17 protein-coding genes are annotated in these 16,769 nt (G+C 71.0%); 11 read left to right on the top strand and 6 right to left on the bottom strand.

The window, feature by feature from the left end:
• Positions 1–6: 6 nt before the first annotated feature.
• Positions 7–780 carry an IclR family transcriptional regulator gene (locus tag OG858_RS10635; protein ID WP_037691381.1) on the bottom strand — a complete coding sequence of 258 codons (774 nt, stop codon included), beginning with the start codon at positions 778–780 and terminating at the stop codon, positions 7–9.
• A gap of 135 nt (positions 781–915) precedes the next feature.
• On the opposite strand from OG858_RS10635, the gene OG858_RS10630 reads away from it, so the two are divergent.
• The 7 genes from OG858_RS10630 (at position 916) to OG858_RS10600 (ending at position 7,853) form a co-directional block, all read left to right on the top strand.
• Positions 916–2,445 (top strand): aldehyde dehydrogenase (NADP(+)), encoded by a 1,530-nt coding sequence (locus tag OG858_RS10630; RefSeq protein ID WP_086749356.1) that lies wholly within the window; start codon positions 916–918, stop codon positions 2,443–2,445.
• 113 nt (positions 2,446–2,558) lie between these two features.
• A complete protein-coding gene (locus OG858_RS10625; protein ID WP_327723807.1) occupies positions 2,559–3,167 on the top strand; it encodes a DUF1349 domain-containing protein in 609 nt (202 codons plus the stop codon).
• Between the two features lie 271 nt (positions 3,168–3,438).
• Positions 3,439–4,068 (top strand): GNAT family N-acetyltransferase, encoded by a 630-nt coding sequence (locus OG858_RS48110; protein WP_408059384.1) that lies wholly within the window; start codon positions 3,439–3,441, stop codon positions 4,066–4,068.
• Positions 4,069–4,212: 144 nt separating this feature from the next.
• Complete coding sequence (locus tag OG858_RS10615; RefSeq protein ID WP_086754210.1) at positions 4,213–4,929, top strand: DsbA family oxidoreductase; 717 nt, start codon at positions 4,213–4,215, stop codon at positions 4,927–4,929.
• A gap of 108 nt (positions 4,930–5,037) precedes the next feature.
• The gene (locus OG858_RS10610) at positions 5,038–6,087 is read left to right on the top strand and encodes an aminotransferase class V-fold PLP-dependent enzyme (RefSeq protein ID WP_328544963.1); all 1,050 of its coding nucleotides are present in this window, start codon (positions 5,038–5,040) and stop codon (positions 6,085–6,087) included.
• Between the two features lie 55 nt (positions 6,088–6,142).
• Entirely contained in the window at positions 6,143–6,751 is a 609-nt protein-coding gene (locus OG858_RS10605) for an RNA polymerase sigma factor (RefSeq protein ID WP_086754206.1), read from the top strand.
• Positions 6,752–6,827: 76 nt separating this feature from the next.
• Positions 6,828–7,853, top strand: a complete 1,026-nt coding sequence (locus tag OG858_RS10600; RefSeq protein ID WP_319068034.1) for a maleylpyruvate isomerase family mycothiol-dependent enzyme — start codon at positions 6,828–6,830, stop codon at positions 7,851–7,853.
• 224 nt (positions 7,854–8,077) lie between these two features.
• On the opposite strand, the gene thpD is transcribed toward OG858_RS10600, so the two are convergent.
• From thpD to OG858_RS10575, 5 genes are all read right to left on the bottom strand, one after another.
• Positions 8,078–8,965 (bottom strand): ectoine hydroxylase, encoded by an 888-nt coding sequence (gene thpD / locus OG858_RS10595; RefSeq protein ID WP_086754522.1) that lies wholly within the window; start codon positions 8,963–8,965, stop codon positions 8,078–8,080.
• A 5-nt stretch (positions 8,966–8,970) separates the two neighbouring features.
• A complete protein-coding gene (locus OG858_RS10590) occupies positions 8,971–9,369 on the bottom strand; it encodes an ectoine synthase (RefSeq protein ID WP_037691365.1) in 399 nt (132 codons plus the stop codon).
• Positions 9,370–9,418: 49 nt separating this feature from the next.
• Positions 9,419–10,651, bottom strand: coding sequence for a diaminobutyrate--2-oxoglutarate transaminase (gene ectB / locus OG858_RS10585; protein WP_086754524.1), 1,233 nt, complete (start codon positions 10,649–10,651; stop codon positions 9,419–9,421).
• A gap of 163 nt (positions 10,652–10,814) precedes the next feature.
• Positions 10,815–11,366 (bottom strand): diaminobutyrate acetyltransferase, encoded by a 552-nt coding sequence (ectA, locus tag OG858_RS10580; protein ID WP_256961081.1) that lies wholly within the window; start codon positions 11,364–11,366, stop codon positions 10,815–10,817.
• Between the two features lie 337 nt (positions 11,367–11,703).
• A complete protein-coding gene (locus tag OG858_RS10575) occupies positions 11,704–12,804 on the bottom strand; it encodes a pyridoxal-phosphate-dependent aminotransferase family protein (protein WP_319265051.1) in 1,101 nt (366 codons plus the stop codon).
• A gap of 239 nt (positions 12,805–13,043) precedes the next feature.
• On the opposite strand from OG858_RS10575, the gene OG858_RS10570 reads away from it, so the two are divergent.
• From OG858_RS10570 to OG858_RS10555, 4 genes are all read left to right on the top strand, one after another.
• Positions 13,044–13,898 carry a transporter substrate-binding domain-containing protein gene (locus OG858_RS10570; RefSeq protein WP_086746388.1) on the top strand — a complete coding sequence of 285 codons (855 nt, stop codon included), beginning with the start codon at positions 13,044–13,046 and terminating at the stop codon, positions 13,896–13,898.
• The gene (locus tag OG858_RS10565) at positions 13,895–14,734 is read left to right on the top strand and encodes an amino acid ABC transporter permease (protein WP_086746389.1); all 840 of its coding nucleotides are present in this window, start codon (positions 13,895–13,897) and stop codon (positions 14,732–14,734) included. Before OG858_RS10570 ends, OG858_RS10565 begins: the two co-directional genes overlap by 4 nt.
• Complete coding sequence (locus tag OG858_RS10560; RefSeq protein WP_086746390.1) at positions 14,731–15,507, top strand: amino acid ABC transporter ATP-binding protein; 777 nt, start codon at positions 14,731–14,733, stop codon at positions 15,505–15,507. The genes OG858_RS10565 and OG858_RS10560 overlap by 4 nt, the downstream gene beginning before the upstream one ends.
• 104 nt (positions 15,508–15,611) lie before the next feature.
• The gene (locus OG858_RS10555; protein ID WP_328544964.1) at positions 15,612–16,703 is read left to right on the top strand and encodes an amidohydrolase family protein; all 1,092 of its coding nucleotides are present in this window, start codon (positions 15,612–15,614) and stop codon (positions 16,701–16,703) included.
• Positions 16,704–16,769: the final 66 nt, after the last annotated feature.

Genomic DNA, 16,769 nt, shown 5'->3' with positions numbered 1-16,769 from the left:
GTGGGCTCAGAGCCGCCGCGTCGCCAGCGTCAGCCGGTCGCGCGCGTCGAAGAGGGCGTCCTTGACCAGTTGTTCATGGGCGGGGGTCAGCCGGGCCACCGGGACCGAGCAGCTGATGGCGTCACGGGCCGGCGTGCGGTACGGGATCGCCACACCGAAGCAGCGCAGCCCCAGCGTGTTCTCCTCGCGGTCCACGGAGAACCCCTGCTCGCGGATCTGGCGCAGCTCCTCGATGAGCTGCTCCCGGTCCGTGATCGTGTGCTCCGTCAGCGCCGGAAGGGTCTCCGGGAGCATCTTGCGGACCTGCTCGTCGGTGTGGGTGGCCAGCAGTGCCTTGCCCAGCGAGGTGGAGTGGGCGGGCAGCCGGCGGCCGACACGGGTGAAGGGGCGCAGATAGTGCTGCGACTGCCGCGTGGCCAGATAGACGACGTTCGTGCCGTCGAGACGGGCCAGGTGGATCGTCTCCGTCGTGTCGTCCGACAGCCGGTCCAGCGTAGGCCGGGCCAGCGCCACCACTTCGTCGCCGTCGATGTACGACGTGCCCACGAGCAGCGCCCGTACGCCGATGCCGTACCGCGTGCCCGTCGCGTCCGTCTCGACCCAGCCCAGCTCCACGAGGGTGCGGAGCAACATGTACAGGCTCGACTTGGGGTAACCGACGGCTTCCTGGACCGCTGCCAGGGAGTGCATTCCGGGGCGCCCGGCGAAGTATTCGAGCAGCTCAACGGTCCTCACCGCCGACTTGACCTGTGCTCCGCCGCCCGTCTCGACTGCCGACATCGCCCTTGACCCCTATCGTTCGACGGGAAATAGTCTCAGACAGCATATTCATCATCAGAGACAGCGTTCAGCATATCGAACGACCCTGGTGAATGGACCCAGAAATACGCTCAGGAATACGTGGAGGAACCCCCGGTGGCAGCAGCACCAGTCTGGAGTGTCGACCCCCGAACCGGGAAGCAGCGCGAGCAGGTTGCGGTGGAAGCCACAGCCCAGGAGGTGGACGCCGCCGTCCGCGCGGCGCACGCCGCCCGCGGCTCCCTGGCCGACCGCACGGTCCGCGCGGCCTTCCTGCGCTCCGCCGCCGAGCAGCTCCAGGCGGCCAAGGACCAGCTCGTCGAGGCCGCCGACGCGGAGACCGCGCTCGGCCCGGTCCGGCTCACCGGTGAACTCGCCCGCACCTGCTACCAGCTGCGGGCCTTCGCCGACATCGTGGACGAGGGCGCGTTCCTCGACGTGGTGATCAACCACCCCGACGACACGGCCACCCCGCCCATCCCCGACCTGCGCCGCTACAAGGTCCCGCTGGGCGTCGTCGCCGTCTACTCGGCCTCGAACTTCCCCTTCGCCTTCTCCGTCCCCGGCGGCGACACGGCGAGCGCGCTGGCCGCCGGCTGCCCGGTCGTCGTCAAGGCCCACCCCGACCACCCGGCGCTGTCCGAGCTGGTCGCGATCGTGCTGCGCCGGGCCGCCGCCGAGCACGGCATCCCCGAGGGCGTCCTCGGCCTCGTCCACGGCTTCGAGGCAGGCGTCGAGCTGGTCAAGCACCCGCTCGTCACCGCCGCCGGCTTCACCGGTTCGGTACGCGGCGGCCGCGCCCTCTTCGACGCGGCGGCCGCCCGGCCGGTGCCGATCCCGTTCCACGGCGAGCTGGGCTCCCTGAACCCCGTCCTGATCACTGCGGCCGCCGCCGAGGAGCGTGCCGAGGCCATCGGCACCGGCCTCGCCGGCTCCATGACCCTCGGCGTCGGCCAGTTCTGTGTGAAGCCGGGCCTGGTGCTGGCGCCCGCCGGTGCCGCCGGTGACCGGCTGCTCAAGTCGCTCACCGACGCGGTCAGCGACGTCGGCTCCGGGGTCCTGCTGGACCACCGGATGCGCGACAACTTCCTCGCCGGTGTCGCCGAGCGCGCCGAGCTGCCCGATGTGGAGTCGCCGGTGACCGCCGGCGCGGGCGGCGAGCACACCGTCAGCCCCGGCTTCCTGACCGTCCCCGCCGGCAAGCTGGCGGCCGAGGGCGAGCACGACCTGCTCCTGGAGGAGTGCTTCGGGCCGCTCACGGTCGTGGCGCGCTACGAGGACGAGGACGAGGCCAAGTCGGTCCTGTCCCGTCTGCCGGGCAACCTCACCGCCACGGTGCACGTGTCCGGTTCAGAGGCCTCCGGGGAGGGGCGTGGGCCGGAGCTGCTGGCCGAGCTGACGCCGCTGGCCGGGCGGGTGCTGGTGAACGGCTGGCCGACGGGTGTGGCCGTGGCTGCGGCCCAGCACCACGGCGGGCCCTACCCGGCGACGACGTCCACGTCCACGTCGGTGGGCGGTACGGCGATCGAGCGCTGGCTGCGGCCGGTGGCCTACCAGGGGGCGCCCGAGGCGCTGCTTCCGGCGGAGCTGCGGGACGAGAACCCGCTGGGGCTGCCGCGGCGGTTCAACGGCCACCTGGAGCGGTAGCGGCGTAGGGGGTTCGGCTCGGTGCGGACTGCGCGTGCGTCATGGACGTTCGCGCAGTTCCCCGTGCCCCCAAAGGGGCGCGGCTGGGGTCCGGGAGCTGCGAGAATCCCCCAATGGACGTCGAAATTCCCGAACTTCCGTTCTCTCTGCGCACATACGGACCCGATGGGCACTGGTCCCATGAGGACGGGGTGCTCACCGGGTGGGCCGGTCCTCGGCAGGACCGGTTCGTGCCGCCCACCGGCGAGGGCCTGGATCCCGCTTCGGACGCGCCCCGGCTGCTGGGTTCGCCGGAGGGGGACTTCCAGCTGATCGCCCGGGTCACCGTCGGTTTCGCCGCCGGGTTCGACGCGGGCGTTCTGTACGTGCACGTGGGGGAACGGGCCTGGGCGAAGCTCTGCCTGGAGTACTCGCCGGACGTGCCGACCGTGTGCACGGTGGTCACCCGGGGACATTCGGACGACGCCAACTCCTTCACCGTGGAGGGCAGCTCGGTGTGGCTGCGGGTCAGCCGCACCGGCCGGGCCTTCGCCTTCCATGCCTCCCGTGACGGCAAGCAGTGGACCTTCGTCCGTCTCTTCACCCTCGCCGACGAGCAGGAGAGCGGCGCCGCCCTGGTCGGCTTCATGACCCAGTCCCCGATGGGCGAGGGCTGTGTGGTCACCTACGACGAGATCGAATTCCGCCCGGACTGGCCGAAGGACCTGAGAAACGGCGGCTGAGGGCAGCTGACGCAGCCGGGGGTCGCGCCCCGTCTCTCAGAGGTGCGGGGAACGGCGCGAGAACCCCCACCGAACCCGCACAAACCCACGCACTCGGGCCGCCTCCACTCCCACCCCCAACAGCCCGCCCCCTCAAGCCGCCCCTCGGGGTCGAAGGGGCAGCGCCCCTGGAGACGGGACGGGTAGGGGCGGCGGGGGCGAAAGGAATCCCCGGAACCACACCGCCCCCGCTCACGTCCTCCCCGCCATGATCAAGGACCGTGTGGACCGAGTGACCGGAGCGCGCGTGATCAGGGCCGCGCTCCCCGCCGAGGCCCCGGCCATCACCGCCCTGCACGCCCGCGCCCGAGCGAGGTACTACCCGAACGGCACCCCCGAGGACGGCACGGACTGGCTCGCCTCCTGGCGGCACGCCGTCGAACGGCCGGACGGGCAGGTGCTGTGCGCGGTGGAGCGCGGCCGCATCACCGGCATCGCCTCCTTCCGCCGCGCCGACGCCGCACCCGCCGACACCGTGTACCTCGCGCAGTTCCACGTCGATCCCGACCTGTGGCGCCGGGCACCGGCCGGACGGGCAGGTGCTGTGCGCGGTGGAGCGCGGCCGCATCACCGGCATCGCCTCCTTCCGCCGCGCCGACGCCGCACCCGCCGACACCGTGTACCTCGCGCAGTTCCACGTCGATCCCGACCTGTGGCGCCGGGCACCGGCCGGTCCCTGCGCGCGGCCTGTGTGGAGGCGTGGCGGGTGGACGGCAAGCGCGCGGCAGGCCTCTCCGTACACCTCGACAACCACCGGGCCCGCGCCTTCGGTACCGGCCTGGGCTGGACCCCCGACCCGCAGCACCCGCCCAGCCCGGAAGACCACCACGTCCTGCTCCCCTTCACGGTGACCGGGGTGTGAGCGCGGCTGGGGCATGAGCGCGGCCGGGAACATGTGCGGTCCGGCATGCGCGTGGCCGGGAATGAGCCAGGCTGCTTGAACGTTCACCAACCGTAGAAGCGGAGGCCGTCTCCGTACCCGTACGACCTGGAGAGAGCTGACACCATGCGCGTCGAGATCTGGAGCGACATCGCCTGCCCCTGGTGCTACGTGGGCAAGGCCCGCTTCGAGAAGGCCCTCGCGGCCTTCCCGCACCGCGACGGCGTCGAGGTGGTGCACCGCTCCTTCGAGCTCGACCCGGGCCGCGCCAAGGACGACATCCAGCCGGTCCTCACCATGCTGAGCAAGAAGTACGGGATGAGCGAGGCGCAGGCCCAGGCCGGCGAGCACAACCTCCGTGAGCAGGCCGGCGCCGAGGGGCTCGCCTACCGGGCCGAGGGCCGTGATCACGGCAGTACCTTCGACATGCACCGCCTGCTGCACTTCGCCAAGGAGCAGGGGCGCCAGAGCGAGCTGCTGCAGGCCTTCTACCGGGCGAACTTCGCCGAGGAGCGGTCCGTGTACGCCGACGCGGACGCCTATCTGGTCGAGCTGGCCGTCGAGGCGGGGCTGGAGGAGGACGCGGTCCGCAAGGTGCTGGCCGATCCTGGCGCGTACGCCGACGCCGTCCGCGCGGACGAACGGGAGGCGGCGGAGCTCGGCGCGAACGGGGTGCCGTTCTTCGTGCTGGACCGGAAGTACGGGGTCTCCGGAGCGCAGTCCGCGGAGGTGTTCGAGAAGGCTCTCGCCCAGGCGTGGGGGGAGCGGCCGGCGCCGTTGCAGGTCGTGGCGGCCGAGGGTGCGGAGGCTTGCGGGCCGGACGGGTGTGCGGTGCCGCAGTAGGCCGCGAGACCCGCACCGCAGGTCAGCTGCCATGCATAAGCATCACTTGGGGATAGCGCGCAAAACATCTCAATGGACGTGAGATGCGCCCGGCCCCACAGTGGTGACATGGAGACCTTCGAGAGCCTCATCCGGACCGAGTTCGCCCCGAAGAACACCTATCTGAACACCGCGAGTACCGGGCTGCTGCCGGCCCGTGCCGTCGACGCGATGAAGGCCGGTATCGAGTCCGTGGCGGCCGGGCAGCCGCAGGACATGTTCGCCGATGTGGAGGCCGCACGGGCCGCGTTCGGGCGGATCGTCGGGGTGCCGGACCGCCGCGTGGCGGCCGGGGCCTCGGTCGCCGTCTACAGCGGGCTGATCGCGGCCTCGCTGCCCGAGGGCGCGGAGGTGCTGACCGCCGAGGCCGACTTCACGTCCCTCGTGAACCCCTTCCATGTGCGCGACGACCTCAAGGTGCGCCAGGTGCCGCTGGAGCGCGTCGCCGAGTCGGTGCGGCCCGGCACGGCGCTCGTCGCGGTCAGCGCCGCGCAGTCCGCCGACGGCCGGATCGCCGACCTGGACGCGATCCGCGAGGCCGCGCGGGCGCACGGGGCGCGTACGTACGTGGACGCGTCGCAGTCCGTCGGCTGGCTGCCGATCGAGGCGGACGTGTACGACTACGTCGTCTCCGTCGCCTTCAAGTGGCTCGTCTGCCCCCGCGGAGTGACCTTCCTCGTCGTCCCGGAGGACCTCGGCGGCCTCACCCCCGTCTTCGCCGGCTGGGTCGCGGGGCAGGAGCCGTGGGACAGCTGCTACGGCCCCATCGAGGAACTCGCCGACTCCGCCCGCCGGTTCGACGAGAGCCCCAGCCTCTTCTCGTACGCGGGCGCCCGCCGGTCCCTGGCGCTGATCGAGGAGCTGGGCGTGGCGAACGTGCGCGATCACGACCTGGCGCTGGCCGACCGGTTCCGCGCGGGCCTGGCCGGCCTCGGCCACGAGCCGGTTCCGGCGCCCGGATCGGCGATCGTGTCGGTACCCGGACTCGGCCACCGGCAGGCGGAATTGAGCCGCGCGGGGGTCGAGATCTCCGACCGCGCGGGCCATCTGCGGGCCGCCTTCCACCTGTACAACACGCGAGGGCACGTCGACCGGCTCCTGGACGTTCTGTCCGACTGACTTCCGAGACCCACTGGCGCGGACCGTGCCTCGGACGCTAGGAAGGCATCACTAGGTGGTGGTGCCGGTGGAGCCGACGCTCGAACAGCCGTTCACCGATGTGGAGTTGCATCGGCGGCTGGTGTACGGGGACGAGTCCGCGCTGCGTGAGGCGTACGCGGCGTACGGGGGACTCGTCCGGCGGGTGGCCGTACGGGTCACCCGCAGCCCGGCGGCCGCCGAGGACGTGGCGCAGGAGGTCTTCGCCCAGCTGTGGAGCAGGCCGTACGGCTTCGATGCGCGCCGGGGCTCGCTGCGCACCTGGCTGTCCATGGTCGCCCACCGGCGGGCCGTGGACTGGGTGCGCGGCGAGGCCCGGCACCGCAAGGACGCCCGCGCCGACGACTCCGCGCTGCACGCCATCCCCGACGCCGGGCCCGGCCCGGACGAGGCGGTCGTCGACCGGGAGCTCTCCCTCCTGCTGCACACCGCCCTCGCCGAACTCCCGCGCCCCCAGCGGGAGGTGGTCCACCTCGCCTACTTCGCGGGCCGCACCTACCGCCAGGCCGCCGCCGAACTGGGCATACCCGAGGGCACCGCGAAGACCCGGCTCCGCTCGGCCCTGCGCAAGCTGGCGGAGTCCCTCGCGGACCCACCGGACCCGGCAGTGGTGAGGGGCGCGTGATGGGGGCGTACACCGCCGTCCGGGCCGCGCGGAGCGTGCGTATCGTGGACGTGGCAGGGCGAAAGGGCGGCGCGCGATGACCAACGACCACGACGGCGTACGGGAGCTGCTGGCCGCCTGGGCGGTCGGCGCGCTCCCACCCGGCGACCGGCGCACGGTCCCCCTGCACCTGGCCGGCTGTGAGTCGTGCGCGGCGGAGGCCGAACGGCTCCGCGACACCGTACGCCTGCTGGACGGCACGCCGGGACCGAGTGCCGTGCCCGGTGGTTCCGTGAACGGAAGCGCCGACGGTGTCCTCGCGCTCGCCCTCCGCTCCCGCCGGCCCCGCGCCGCCGAGATCGCCCACCACGCCGCCCCGTACGCAGCCGCCGTGGCCGGACTCCAGGCGCTGGTCCCGGAGTTGGACGACCGCTGGGGCACGCCGGTCGTGCACGGCTGGGACGCGCACGCCACCGTTGCGCACCTTGTCGCGGCCGACGAGCACCTGGCCGTACGCCTGGGCCTCGACACGCGCCTGCCCGCCTCGCACATCCCGGAGGGGATGCCCGCCGGGGACGCCTGGGACAGGCGTACCGCCGACGTCATCGCCCACGAGCACGGGCGCACCCCCGGGGAGACGGTCGCCACCTGGGCGGCGCAGGCCGCCGCGCTGCTGGCCACGCCCGAGGCCGGCGACCCCGAGCTCGCCGCCCGGCCGGTCACGGTGATGGGCCTGCGGCTGCCGGTCGCCGACCACTTCGTGGTCCGCGCCTTCGAGGCGTGGATCCACACGGACGACATCGGCCGCGCGCTCGGCCTCCCCGTCCCCCCGCCCCCCGACGAGCACCTCTGGTCCCTGGTCCGCCTGGCCGTCCGCATCCTCGGCCCGGCCCTCCACGCCGCGCCCCCCGTCCTGTTCGAGGTCACCGGGCCCACGGACACCAGCTGGATCCTCGGCGACGACACCGAGTCCGTACGCGCCGAACTCACCCTGGACCCCGTCGACTTCTGCCTCCTGGTGGGCGGCCGATACGCCCCGGACGAGGTCCCGAGGGGCATCACGGGAGACGAGAGCGCCGCGAGGACCGTACTGGAAAGGGCGGCGTCGCTGGCGTGGCTGTGAGAGTGGGGCCGTCCTGACGCAGGTGCGCATCACACAGATGCGCATCCGCGCCCATGAGGGGCGCGGGGCTCCGACATGTGCGGCTCCGCCACACGGGCGCGACCAGCCCCACCGACCGGCAGCCGCCCACAACCGTGGTGGCCGCAGCCGATCGGGACACGTGAAAGGGCCGGGCGGTCGCTCGGGGGCAGCGACCGTCCGGCCCCGTCAACGGGACGGCGGGGTCACCGCACCGGGGTGAAGTCCCGTGCTCCGATGAACTCCGGCCGCGGAACCGGCGCCGAGAACGGCTCGACCGCCGTGTTCTCCACGCTGTTGAACACGATGAAGACGTTGCTGCGCGGGAACGGCGTGATGTTGTCGCCGGAGCCGTGCATGCAGTTGCAGTCGAACCAGGTCGCCGAACCGGCCTTGCCCGTGAACAGCTTGATGCCGTACTCGGAGGCCATGGCCGTCAGTGCCTCGTCGGAGGGGGTGCCGGCGTCCTGCATCTGCAGCGACTTCTTGTAGTTGTCCTTCGGGGTGGCCCCCGCGCAGCCGAGGAACGTCCGGTGCGACCCCGGCATGATCATCAGACCGCCGTTGGTGTCGTGGTTCTCCGTCAGCGCGATCGACACGGACACCGTCCGCATGTTCGGCAGGCCGTCCTCGGCGTGCCAGGTCTCGAAGTCGGAGTGCCAGTAGAACCCGGACGCGCCGAAGCCCGGCTTCACGTTGATCCGCGACTGGTGGACGTAGACGTCCGAGCCGAGGATCTGCCGGGCCCGCCCGACGACCCGCTCGTCGCGCACGAGCTGCGCGAACAGCTCGCTGATCCGGTGCACCTCGAAGACCGACCGGATCTCCTGCGACTGCGGCTCGACGATCGAGCGCTCGTCGGCGCGGATCGCCGGATCGGCGACGAGCCGCTCCAGCTCCTGCCGGTAGACGGCGACCTCGTCCGGCGCGATGAGCTGCTCGACCGGGAGGAAGCCGTCGCGCTCGTACGCCTGGAGTTCGGCGAGGGAGACGGGGCCGGGCGTGCCGGGGGAGCCCCAGACGACCGGGTCCTGACGCGGGACCGACACCTCGGTGGCTCCGCGGCTGGGGTAGAGGTCGGTGATCGTGGTCATGGTGGTCAGCCCTCCTCCGTCAGTAGGGGATAGACGCCGTTCTCGTCGTGGTCCTCCCGCCCGGTCACGGGCGGGTTGAACACGCAGAGGCAGCGGAAGTCCTCCTTCACCCGCAGCGTGTGCCGCTCGTGCCCGTCGAGGAGGTACATGGTGCCGGGCGTGATCGTGTAACTCCGCCCGGTCTCCTGGTCGGTGAGCTCGGCCTCGCCCTCGACGCACACGACGGCCTCGACGTGGTTCGCGTACCACATCGACGTCTCCGTACCCGCGTACAGGACGGTCTCGTGCAGGGAGAACCCGACGCGTTCCCGGGCGAGCACGATCCGCTTGCTCTCCCACGTGCCGGACGCCGACTTCACATGCCGGTCGGTTCCTTCGATGTCCTTGAACGAACGGACGATCACGGTGTTGCGATGCCTCCTCGATAGGTTTCTCCGGTGATCCGCTGAGGTCTCAGACGGTCTCCCGCACGGCTCGGGCGAGGACGCGCAGCCCCTCGTCCAGCTCGTCGGGGGTGATGGTGAGGGCGGGCAGCAGCTTGACGACCTCGCTCTCCGGGCCGGACGTCTCGATCAGCAGCCCGAGTTCGAAGGCCCGCTGGGCGATCCGCCCCGCGCGTGCCTTCTCGTGGAACTCGATGCCCCACACCAGGCCGCGCCCCCGGTACTCCTTCACGTCGGCGAGGTTCTCCTCGGTGATCGAGATCAGCGTCTGCTCGACCTGCTCACCGCGCTCCCGGGTCTGCTTCTCCATCGCGGAGCCGTCCGCCCAGTACGCCTCCAGGGCGGCCGTCGCCGTGACGAAGGCGGGGTTGTTGCCGCGGAACGTGCCGTTGTGCTCGCCCGGCTCCCAGATGTCCAGCTCGGGCCTGAACAGGCAGAGCGACATCGGCAGCCCGTAGCCGCTGATGGACTTGGAGACGGTCACGATGTCGGGGGTGATGCCCGCCTCCTCGAAGGAGAAGAAGGCGCCCGTACGACCACAGCCCATCTGGATGTCGTCGACGATCAGCAGCATGTCCTGCCGCTCGCACAGCCCGGCGAGCGCGCGCAGCCACTCCGGGCGGGCGACGTTGATGCCGCCCTCGCCCTGCACGGTCTCGACGATCACCGCGGCGGGCTTGTTCAGCCCGGACCCCTGGTCCTCAAGGAGCCGCTCGAACCACAGGAAGTCGGGGACCTGGCCGTCGAAGTAGTTGTCGAACGGCATCGGGGTCCCGTGGACGAGCGGAATGCCCGCCCCGGCTCGCTTGAAGGCGTTGCCGGTGACCGCGAGCGATCCGAGCGACATGCCGTGGAAGGCGTTGGTGAACGACACGATGGCCTCGCGCCCCTTCACCTTCCGGGCCAGCTTCAGCGCCGACTCCACCGCGTTGGTGCCGGTCGGCCCCGGGAACATGACCTTGTAGGGCAGGTCGCGCGGCCGCAGCACCAGGTTCTGGAAGGACTCCAGGAAGGCCCGCTTGGCGGTCGTCGACATGTCGAGCCCGTGGGTGACGCCGTCCCGCTCCAGATAGTCGATGAGGGCGCGTTTGAGCACGGGGTTGTTGTGGCCGTAGTTGAGTGACCCGGCGCCGGCGAAGAAGTCCAGGTAGGTGTGGCCGTCCTCGTCGTGCATCCGGCTGCCCTGCGCGCGGTCGAAGACGGTGGGCCAGCCGCGGCAGTAGCTGCGCACCTCGGACTCCAGGGTCTCGAAGACGCTATGAGAAGAAGGTGCGCGGCCGGAGGCCGCTCGGTTGAGGGCGGTGGTGGGAGACGGGTGGGAGGGCTGGGTGATGGGCACGTCGAATCGCTCCTCGATGCGTGGGGGGAGAGAGGAAGAAGGGAGGGGAGGGGGAGTGCGGGTGGGCTCAGGGGAACAGCGGGCCGATGCGGTGGAGCATCTCGGGCTGGTGCGGGCCGTCCGGGAAGTCCGCCGCCTCGAACAGGACCGTGCGCTCGATGTCCGCGCCATGACGTTCGGCGTACGAGGCGAACAGGCGCTCGGACGCGGTGTTGCCCGGAGTGATGGTGGTCTCGACGGTGGTCAGGGGGTGCCGTCGCGCGACCCGTGCCGTGAGCCCGTCCAGCAGTGCGGCCGCGAGGCCGAGCCCCCGGTGCGCCTCGTCGACGGCCACCTGCCACACGAGCAGGGTGTCCGGCCGCTCGGGCCGCACGTACCCGGTCACGAACCCGACGGGTTCTCCGGACTCGTCCCGCGCCACCACCGAGGTGTCCGCGAAGTCCCGGCACCACAGCAGATAGCTGTACGAGGAGTTCAGGTCCAGGGTTCCGGAGTCCCCGGCGATACGCCACAGCGCTGCGCCGTCCGCCACGCCGGGGCGGTCGATCCGAATCCCTTCCACGATTTCCTCAGGAGCTTCCAGGGGCTGGGTGTGCAGGTCTGCTTGTGCGGCAGTCATACGGCTTGAATTTACCCAGCGGAATTTCGGATTGCATCGCCCCGCGGGGTTACGTATGCGCCGCCCACGTGTTATCACGCGGGCGTGAGTGCTCCGGGGAAGCGAGGTGGATCTGATGGTTTTCGTCCGGAAATTACCGGACGAAAAGGGTGCGCTGTGGAGTCGGTCACACGTGCGCAACCCTCACGAGATCTGCTCGAATTGCGCCCCTCGGTGTTCGCGAAATCTTTGCGTTTGAGGAAGGGAAGAGCGGGCAGAAGAATACGGGGTTCTACCCGCTGAATTCAATGAATTCCCGTCTGGGGAAAAGTGCCGAGATCGCCCTTGGCGTGGCCTTTTACGACCAGGCCTCTGCCGTGGCCCGTCGGGCCCCCTCCAGGTCGACCGTCGCGCCGAACTCCACCAGGGCCGCGCCCAGCCCCGCGAGACCGGAGTGCACGACCCCCGGGGTCGCGTCGGGGCCGTAGTGGTTCACACGGATCATCTCCGAGGCGAGGGTGCCGCCGCCCGCGGCCAGCGGCAGGGCGGGGTCCGCGGCGAGCGCCTTGGCGACCAGCTCCGACGCGTCGACCCCGGCCGGCGCCCGCAAGGTGGTGGCGACCGGCGCGGCGTCGGCCGCCTCGTGGACGTACGGCTCCAGGCCTCCGCCCAGCGCGAGCGCCCCCGCCCGGGTCGCCGCGGCGGCGGACGCGTGCCGGGACATCACCGCGTCGAGCCCCTCCGCCTCGATGCGCTCCAGACAGGCCTCCAGGGCGAGCATCTCCAGCTGGGCGGGCGCGTGGAGGAGCGCGCGGCGGCCGCCGTCGATCCAGCGCTCCTTCCAGTCCAGGAGGGAGAGGTACGAGCGGCGCGGGGCCCGCGGGTTGGCGGCCATCCGCGCCCACGCCCGCTCGCTCACGGAGATCGCCGACACCCCGGCCGGGCCGCCCATGGCCTTCTGCGCCCCGATGACGCACAGGTCGACACCCCACGCGTCCGGCAGCACCGGCTCGGCGCCGACGGAGGCGACCGCGTCCAGGTAGAAGAGGGCGCCGTGCGCGCGGACGGCCTCGCCGATCTCCGCCACGGGGTTGGTGTTGCCGGTCGCCGCCTCCGCGTGGACCAGTGACACGAAGTCGATCGCCGGGTGTTCGGCGAAGGCGTCCCGGATCCGCGCGGCCGTGACCGCCGTGTGGAAGGGGACGGCCAGGTCGATCACGGTCGCCCCGCAGTCCCGCAGCCAGTCCCCGAAGGTCCGCCCGTACGGGCCGGTGATCACGTTCAGCGCGGTCGTGTCGGGCCCGGCGGCGCCACGGATCGCGCCCTCCAGCGGCAGCAGCGCCTCGCCCTGGGTGATCACGACGTCCTGCGTGGTGGAGAGCAGCCGGGCCACCCGGTCCTCGATCGACGCGAAGTGCGCCGCGCTCAGCGGGGCCAGATCCAGAAACGGGTGTGTCACGGGGTGCTCTCTTCGTTCACGGGGTAGATGGTGTCGAGGGTAGGTCGAGCGTGAGCAGTGTGCTTCGGGCCCCTCCGGCCGGTGACTTCCGAGGTCGATCGGCTCGGTGACCATCGGATTGGTTTGAGGGAGTCAAACATCTCCTTATAATCGGATGTCTGTGCCCCATCTGTGCTTCATCAGTTCCCCGCATCCCCGCATCCCCCGCATCCCCCCGTTCCCCCACAGGAGGTCTCCCCGTGAACTCGGTCCTCGGACGCCGGCCCCGCGTGCTTGCCGCCCTCACCGCGACGGCCGGACTGCTGCTCGTCGCCGGCTGTTCCTCGGACGGCGACGGCGACGCAGGCGGCACCAAGACCGCGGCCGGCGGGGTCGAACTGGTGAAGGCCGGTCAGCTCACGACCTGCACCCACCTCCCGTACCCGCCGTTCCAGTCGGAGATCGACGGCAAGGTGCAGGGCTTCGACGTGTCGCTGATCGACCTCGTCGCCGAGGACCTCGGTGTGAAGCAGGACATCGTCGACCAGCCCTTCGAGAACTTCAAGACCGGTGGGTCCCTCAACGCCGGCCAGTGCGACCTCGCCGCGGCCGGTATGACGATCACCGACGAGCGCAAGAAGAACGTCGACTTCTCCGACCCGTACTTCGAGGCCACCCAGGCCGTCCTCGCCGACAAGAACGCCGGCATCGCCTCCTTCGCGGATCTCAAGGGCAAGAAGGTCGGCACCCAGGCGCAGACCACCGGCGAGGACTACGCGAAGAGCAAGGGCATCGACTCGGTCTCCTTCGAGTCCTCCGACGCCGTCCTCAACGGTCTGCGCACCAAGCAGGTCGACGCCGTGATCATCGACTACCCGGTCGTCCGGGGCTGGCTGAAGGACAAGGCGAACGCCGACGCCTTCGAGGTCGCCGAGCAGCTCAACACCGGTGAGCAGTACGGTTTCACGGTCAAGAAGGGCAACACCGAGCTCGTCGCCGCCATCAACAAGGCGCTGGCGGACGCCAAGTCCGACGGCACGTACAAGAAGCTGTACGAGCAGTGGATCGGCCCGTACGACGAGGACGCCGCCTCCGCCTCCCCGTCCGCCTCATGAGCCCGACCGACACGGACACACCGCTGCAGCCGAAGAGGAAGGGCCTGAGCCGAAGCCGCAGGCGCGCTCTCTCCCGGGGCGCGCAGTACCTCGTGTTCGTCGCGGCCGTCGTCGCCTTCGCGGTGTCGGCCGACTGGGCCCGGCTGAAGAACCAGTTCGCCCAGTGGGACATCGCCGAGCAGATGTTCCCCGACGTCATCACGCTGGCGTTGAAGAACACCGTGCTGTACACGCTGTCCGGCTTCGTCTTCGGACTCGTCCTCGGCATGGTCATCGCGCTGATGCGACTGTCGTCGGTGGGCCCGTACCGCTGGTTCGCCGGTGTGTACATCGAGATCTTCCGGGGCCTGCCCGCCCTGCTGATCTTCATCTTCATCGGGGTCGCCGTGCCGCTGGCCTTCCCCGGCACGGAGATCCCCGGAGGCACGTACGGCAAGGTGGCTCTCGCGCTCGGTCTGGTGGCCGCCGCGTACATGGCGGAGACGATCCGCGCGGGCATCCAGGCGGTCCCCAAGGGGCAGCTGGAGGCGGCCCGTTCGCTGGGGTTCTCACCCGCGCGCGCGATGGTCTCGATCATCATTCCGCAGGCGTTCCGGATCATCCTGCCGCCGCTCACCAACGAACTGGTCCTCCTCTTCAAGGACTCCTCGCTCGTCCTGTTCCTCGGCGTCACGCTGGAGGAGCGCGAACTGTCCAAGTACGGCCGCGACCTGGCCAGTACCACCGCCAACTCCACGCCGATCCTGGTCGCCGGCCTGTGCTACCTGCTGGTGACCGTCCCGCTCGGCTTCGTCGTGCGCCGTATGGAGGCGAAGGCCCAGGAGGCCGTGAAATGACCCGGCCCGAGATTCGAGTACGCGCTCTGCACAAGTCGTTCGGCGACAACGAGGTCCTCAAGGGAATCGACCTGGAGATCGGCCGGGGCGAGGTCGTGTGTGTGATCGGCCCGTCGGGATCGGGCAAGTCGACCTTGCTCAGGTGCGTGAACCTCCTGGAGGAGCCCACCAGTGGCCAGGTCTTCGTCGGCGGCACCGAACTCACCGACCCCGATGTCGACATCGACGCCGTACGCCGTCGTATCGGCATGGTCTTCCAGCAGTTCAACCTCTTCCCGCACCTCACGGTGACCGAGAACCTCACGCTGCCGCAGCGCAGGGTGCTCAGGCGCGGCAAGGCGGAGGCGGCGAAGGTGGCCGCCGAGAACCTGGAGCGCGTGGGCCTGACCGAGAAGGCGAACGCCTACCCCGCCTCCCTCTCCGGCGGTCAGCAGCAGCGGGTCGCGATCGCCCGCTCACTGTCGATGGGCCCGGAGGTGATGCTGTTCGACGAGCCGACGTCGGCGCTGGACCCGGAGTTGGTGGGGGATGTCCTGGCGGTGATGCGCATGCTCGCCGAGGAGGGCATGACGATGATGGTCGTGACGCACGAGATGACGTTCGCGAGGGAGGTCGCCGACAGGGTGGTCTTCATGGACGGCGGGGTCGTCGTCGAGGACGGCACCCCGAACCAGGTCATCACCAATCCGAGCCACGAGCGAACCCGCCACTTCCTGTCGCGTCTGCTGGACCCGGCGATGGCGAACGTCGAGGAGGACGACAGCGCCCCGTGAGGGGCGCGGGGCGGTGACATGTGCGGCTCCGCCGCGTGGGTGCGACCGGCCACAACGGACCCTGGGTCGACATGGTGCCCCGGGGGAGCCTTATCGTGCGGTACATGAGCGATCACGCTGTTCTGCACGTAAAGGGACGGATCCTCGTCGGCGCGGAGGACGTCCGCGACGAACTCTGGGTCGTGGACGGACGCGTCTCCTACGACCGTCCGCTCGGCGCCCAGGACGTCCGTACCGTCGAGGGCTGGGTGCTGCCCGGCCTGGTCGACGCGCACTGCCACGTGGGCCTCGGTCCGCACGGGCCCGTACCGGAGGACATCGCCGAGAAGCAGGCGCTGACCGACCGCGAGGCCGGCACGCTGCTGATCCGCGACGCGGGGTCCCCCTCCGACACCCGCTGGATCGACGACCGCGACGACCTCCCGAAGATCATCCGGGCCGGCCGCCACATCGCCCGCACCCGCCGCTACATCCGGAACTTCGCCCATGAGATCGAGCCGGAGGAGCTCGTCGCGTACGTCGCCCAGGAGGCTCGGCGGGGTGACGGCTGGGTGAAGCTGGTGGGGGACTGGATCGACCGGGGCGTCGGTGACCTGACGGCGTGCTGGCCCCGGGAGGCCGTCGAGGCGGCCATCGCGGAGGCGCATGTGCTGGGCGCGCGCGTCACCGCCCACTGCTTCGCGGAGGACTCCCTGCGGGACCTGGTCGAGGCGGGCATCGACTGCGTCGAGCACGCGACGGGACTGACCGAGGACCTGATCCCGCTCTTCGCCGCCCGTGGGGTCGCCATCGTCCCCACACTCGTCAACATCGCCACGTTCCCGTCGATGGCGGCCGGTGGCGAGGCCAAGTTCCCGCGCTGGTCCGCGCACATGCGCCGCCTCCACGAACGCCGCTACGACACCGTCCGCAACGCCTACGACGCCGGCATCCCGGTCTACGTCGGCACCGACGCCGGCGGCTCCCTCGCCCACGGCCTGGTCGCCGCCGAGGTCGCGGAACTGGTCACCGCCGGCATCCCACCGGTCGAGGCCCTCGCGGCGACCACCTGGGCCGCCCGCGACTGGCTGGCCCGCCCCGGCCTGACCGAGGGCGCCCCGGCCGACCTGGTGGTCTACGGACAGGACCCCCGCACGGACGTCCGCGTGCTGGCGGCCCCGTCGAGGGTGGTGCTGAACGGGCGGGTGGTCGGCTAGGCCGCCGGCGGACTGTCGAGTCCCAACTCCCGTTGTGTGTCAGGACTGTTGACCGCGCACTGAAAA

Source organism: Streptomyces europaeiscabiei (assembly GCF_036346855.1).
Lineage (GTDB): Bacteria > Actinomycetota > Actinomycetes > Streptomycetales > Streptomycetaceae > Streptomyces > Streptomyces europaeiscabiei.
Note: the sequence above shows the minus strand (reverse complement) of the source record. Positions and strands in the feature narration are given on the sequence as shown.

Coding starts and splice junctions, on each gene's coding strand:
- OG858_RS10635 (WP_037691381.1), bottom strand. CDS start 780: ATGTCGGCAGTCGAGACGGGCGGCGGAGCACAGGTCAAGTCGGCGGTG.
- OG858_RS10625 (WP_327723807.1), top strand. CDS start 2,559: ATGGACGTCGAAATTCCCGAACTTCCGTTCTCTCTGCGCACATACGGA.
- OG858_RS10615 (WP_086754210.1), top strand. CDS start 4,213: ATGCGCGTCGAGATCTGGAGCGACATCGCCTGCCCCTGGTGCTACGTG.
- OG858_RS10610 (WP_328544963.1), top strand. CDS start 5,038: ATGGAGACCTTCGAGAGCCTCATCCGGACCGAGTTCGCCCCGAAGAAC.
- OG858_RS10600 (WP_319068034.1), top strand. CDS start 6,828: ATGACCAACGACCACGACGGCGTACGGGAGCTGCTGGCCGCCTGGGCG.
- thpD (WP_086754522.1), bottom strand. CDS start 8,965: ATGACCACGATCACCGACCTCTACCCCAGCCGCGGAGCCACCGAGGTG.
- ectA (WP_256961081.1), bottom strand. CDS start 11,366: ATGACTGCCGCACAAGCAGACCTGCACACCCAGCCCCTGGAAGCTCCT.
- OG858_RS10565 (WP_086746389.1), top strand. CDS start 13,895: ATGAGCCCGACCGACACGGACACACCGCTGCAGCCGAAGAGGAAGGGC.
- OG858_RS10560 (WP_086746390.1), top strand. CDS start 14,731: ATGACCCGGCCCGAGATTCGAGTACGCGCTCTGCACAAGTCGTTCGGC.
- OG858_RS10555 (WP_328544964.1), top strand. CDS start 15,612: ATGAGCGATCACGCTGTTCTGCACGTAAAGGGACGGATCCTCGTCGGC.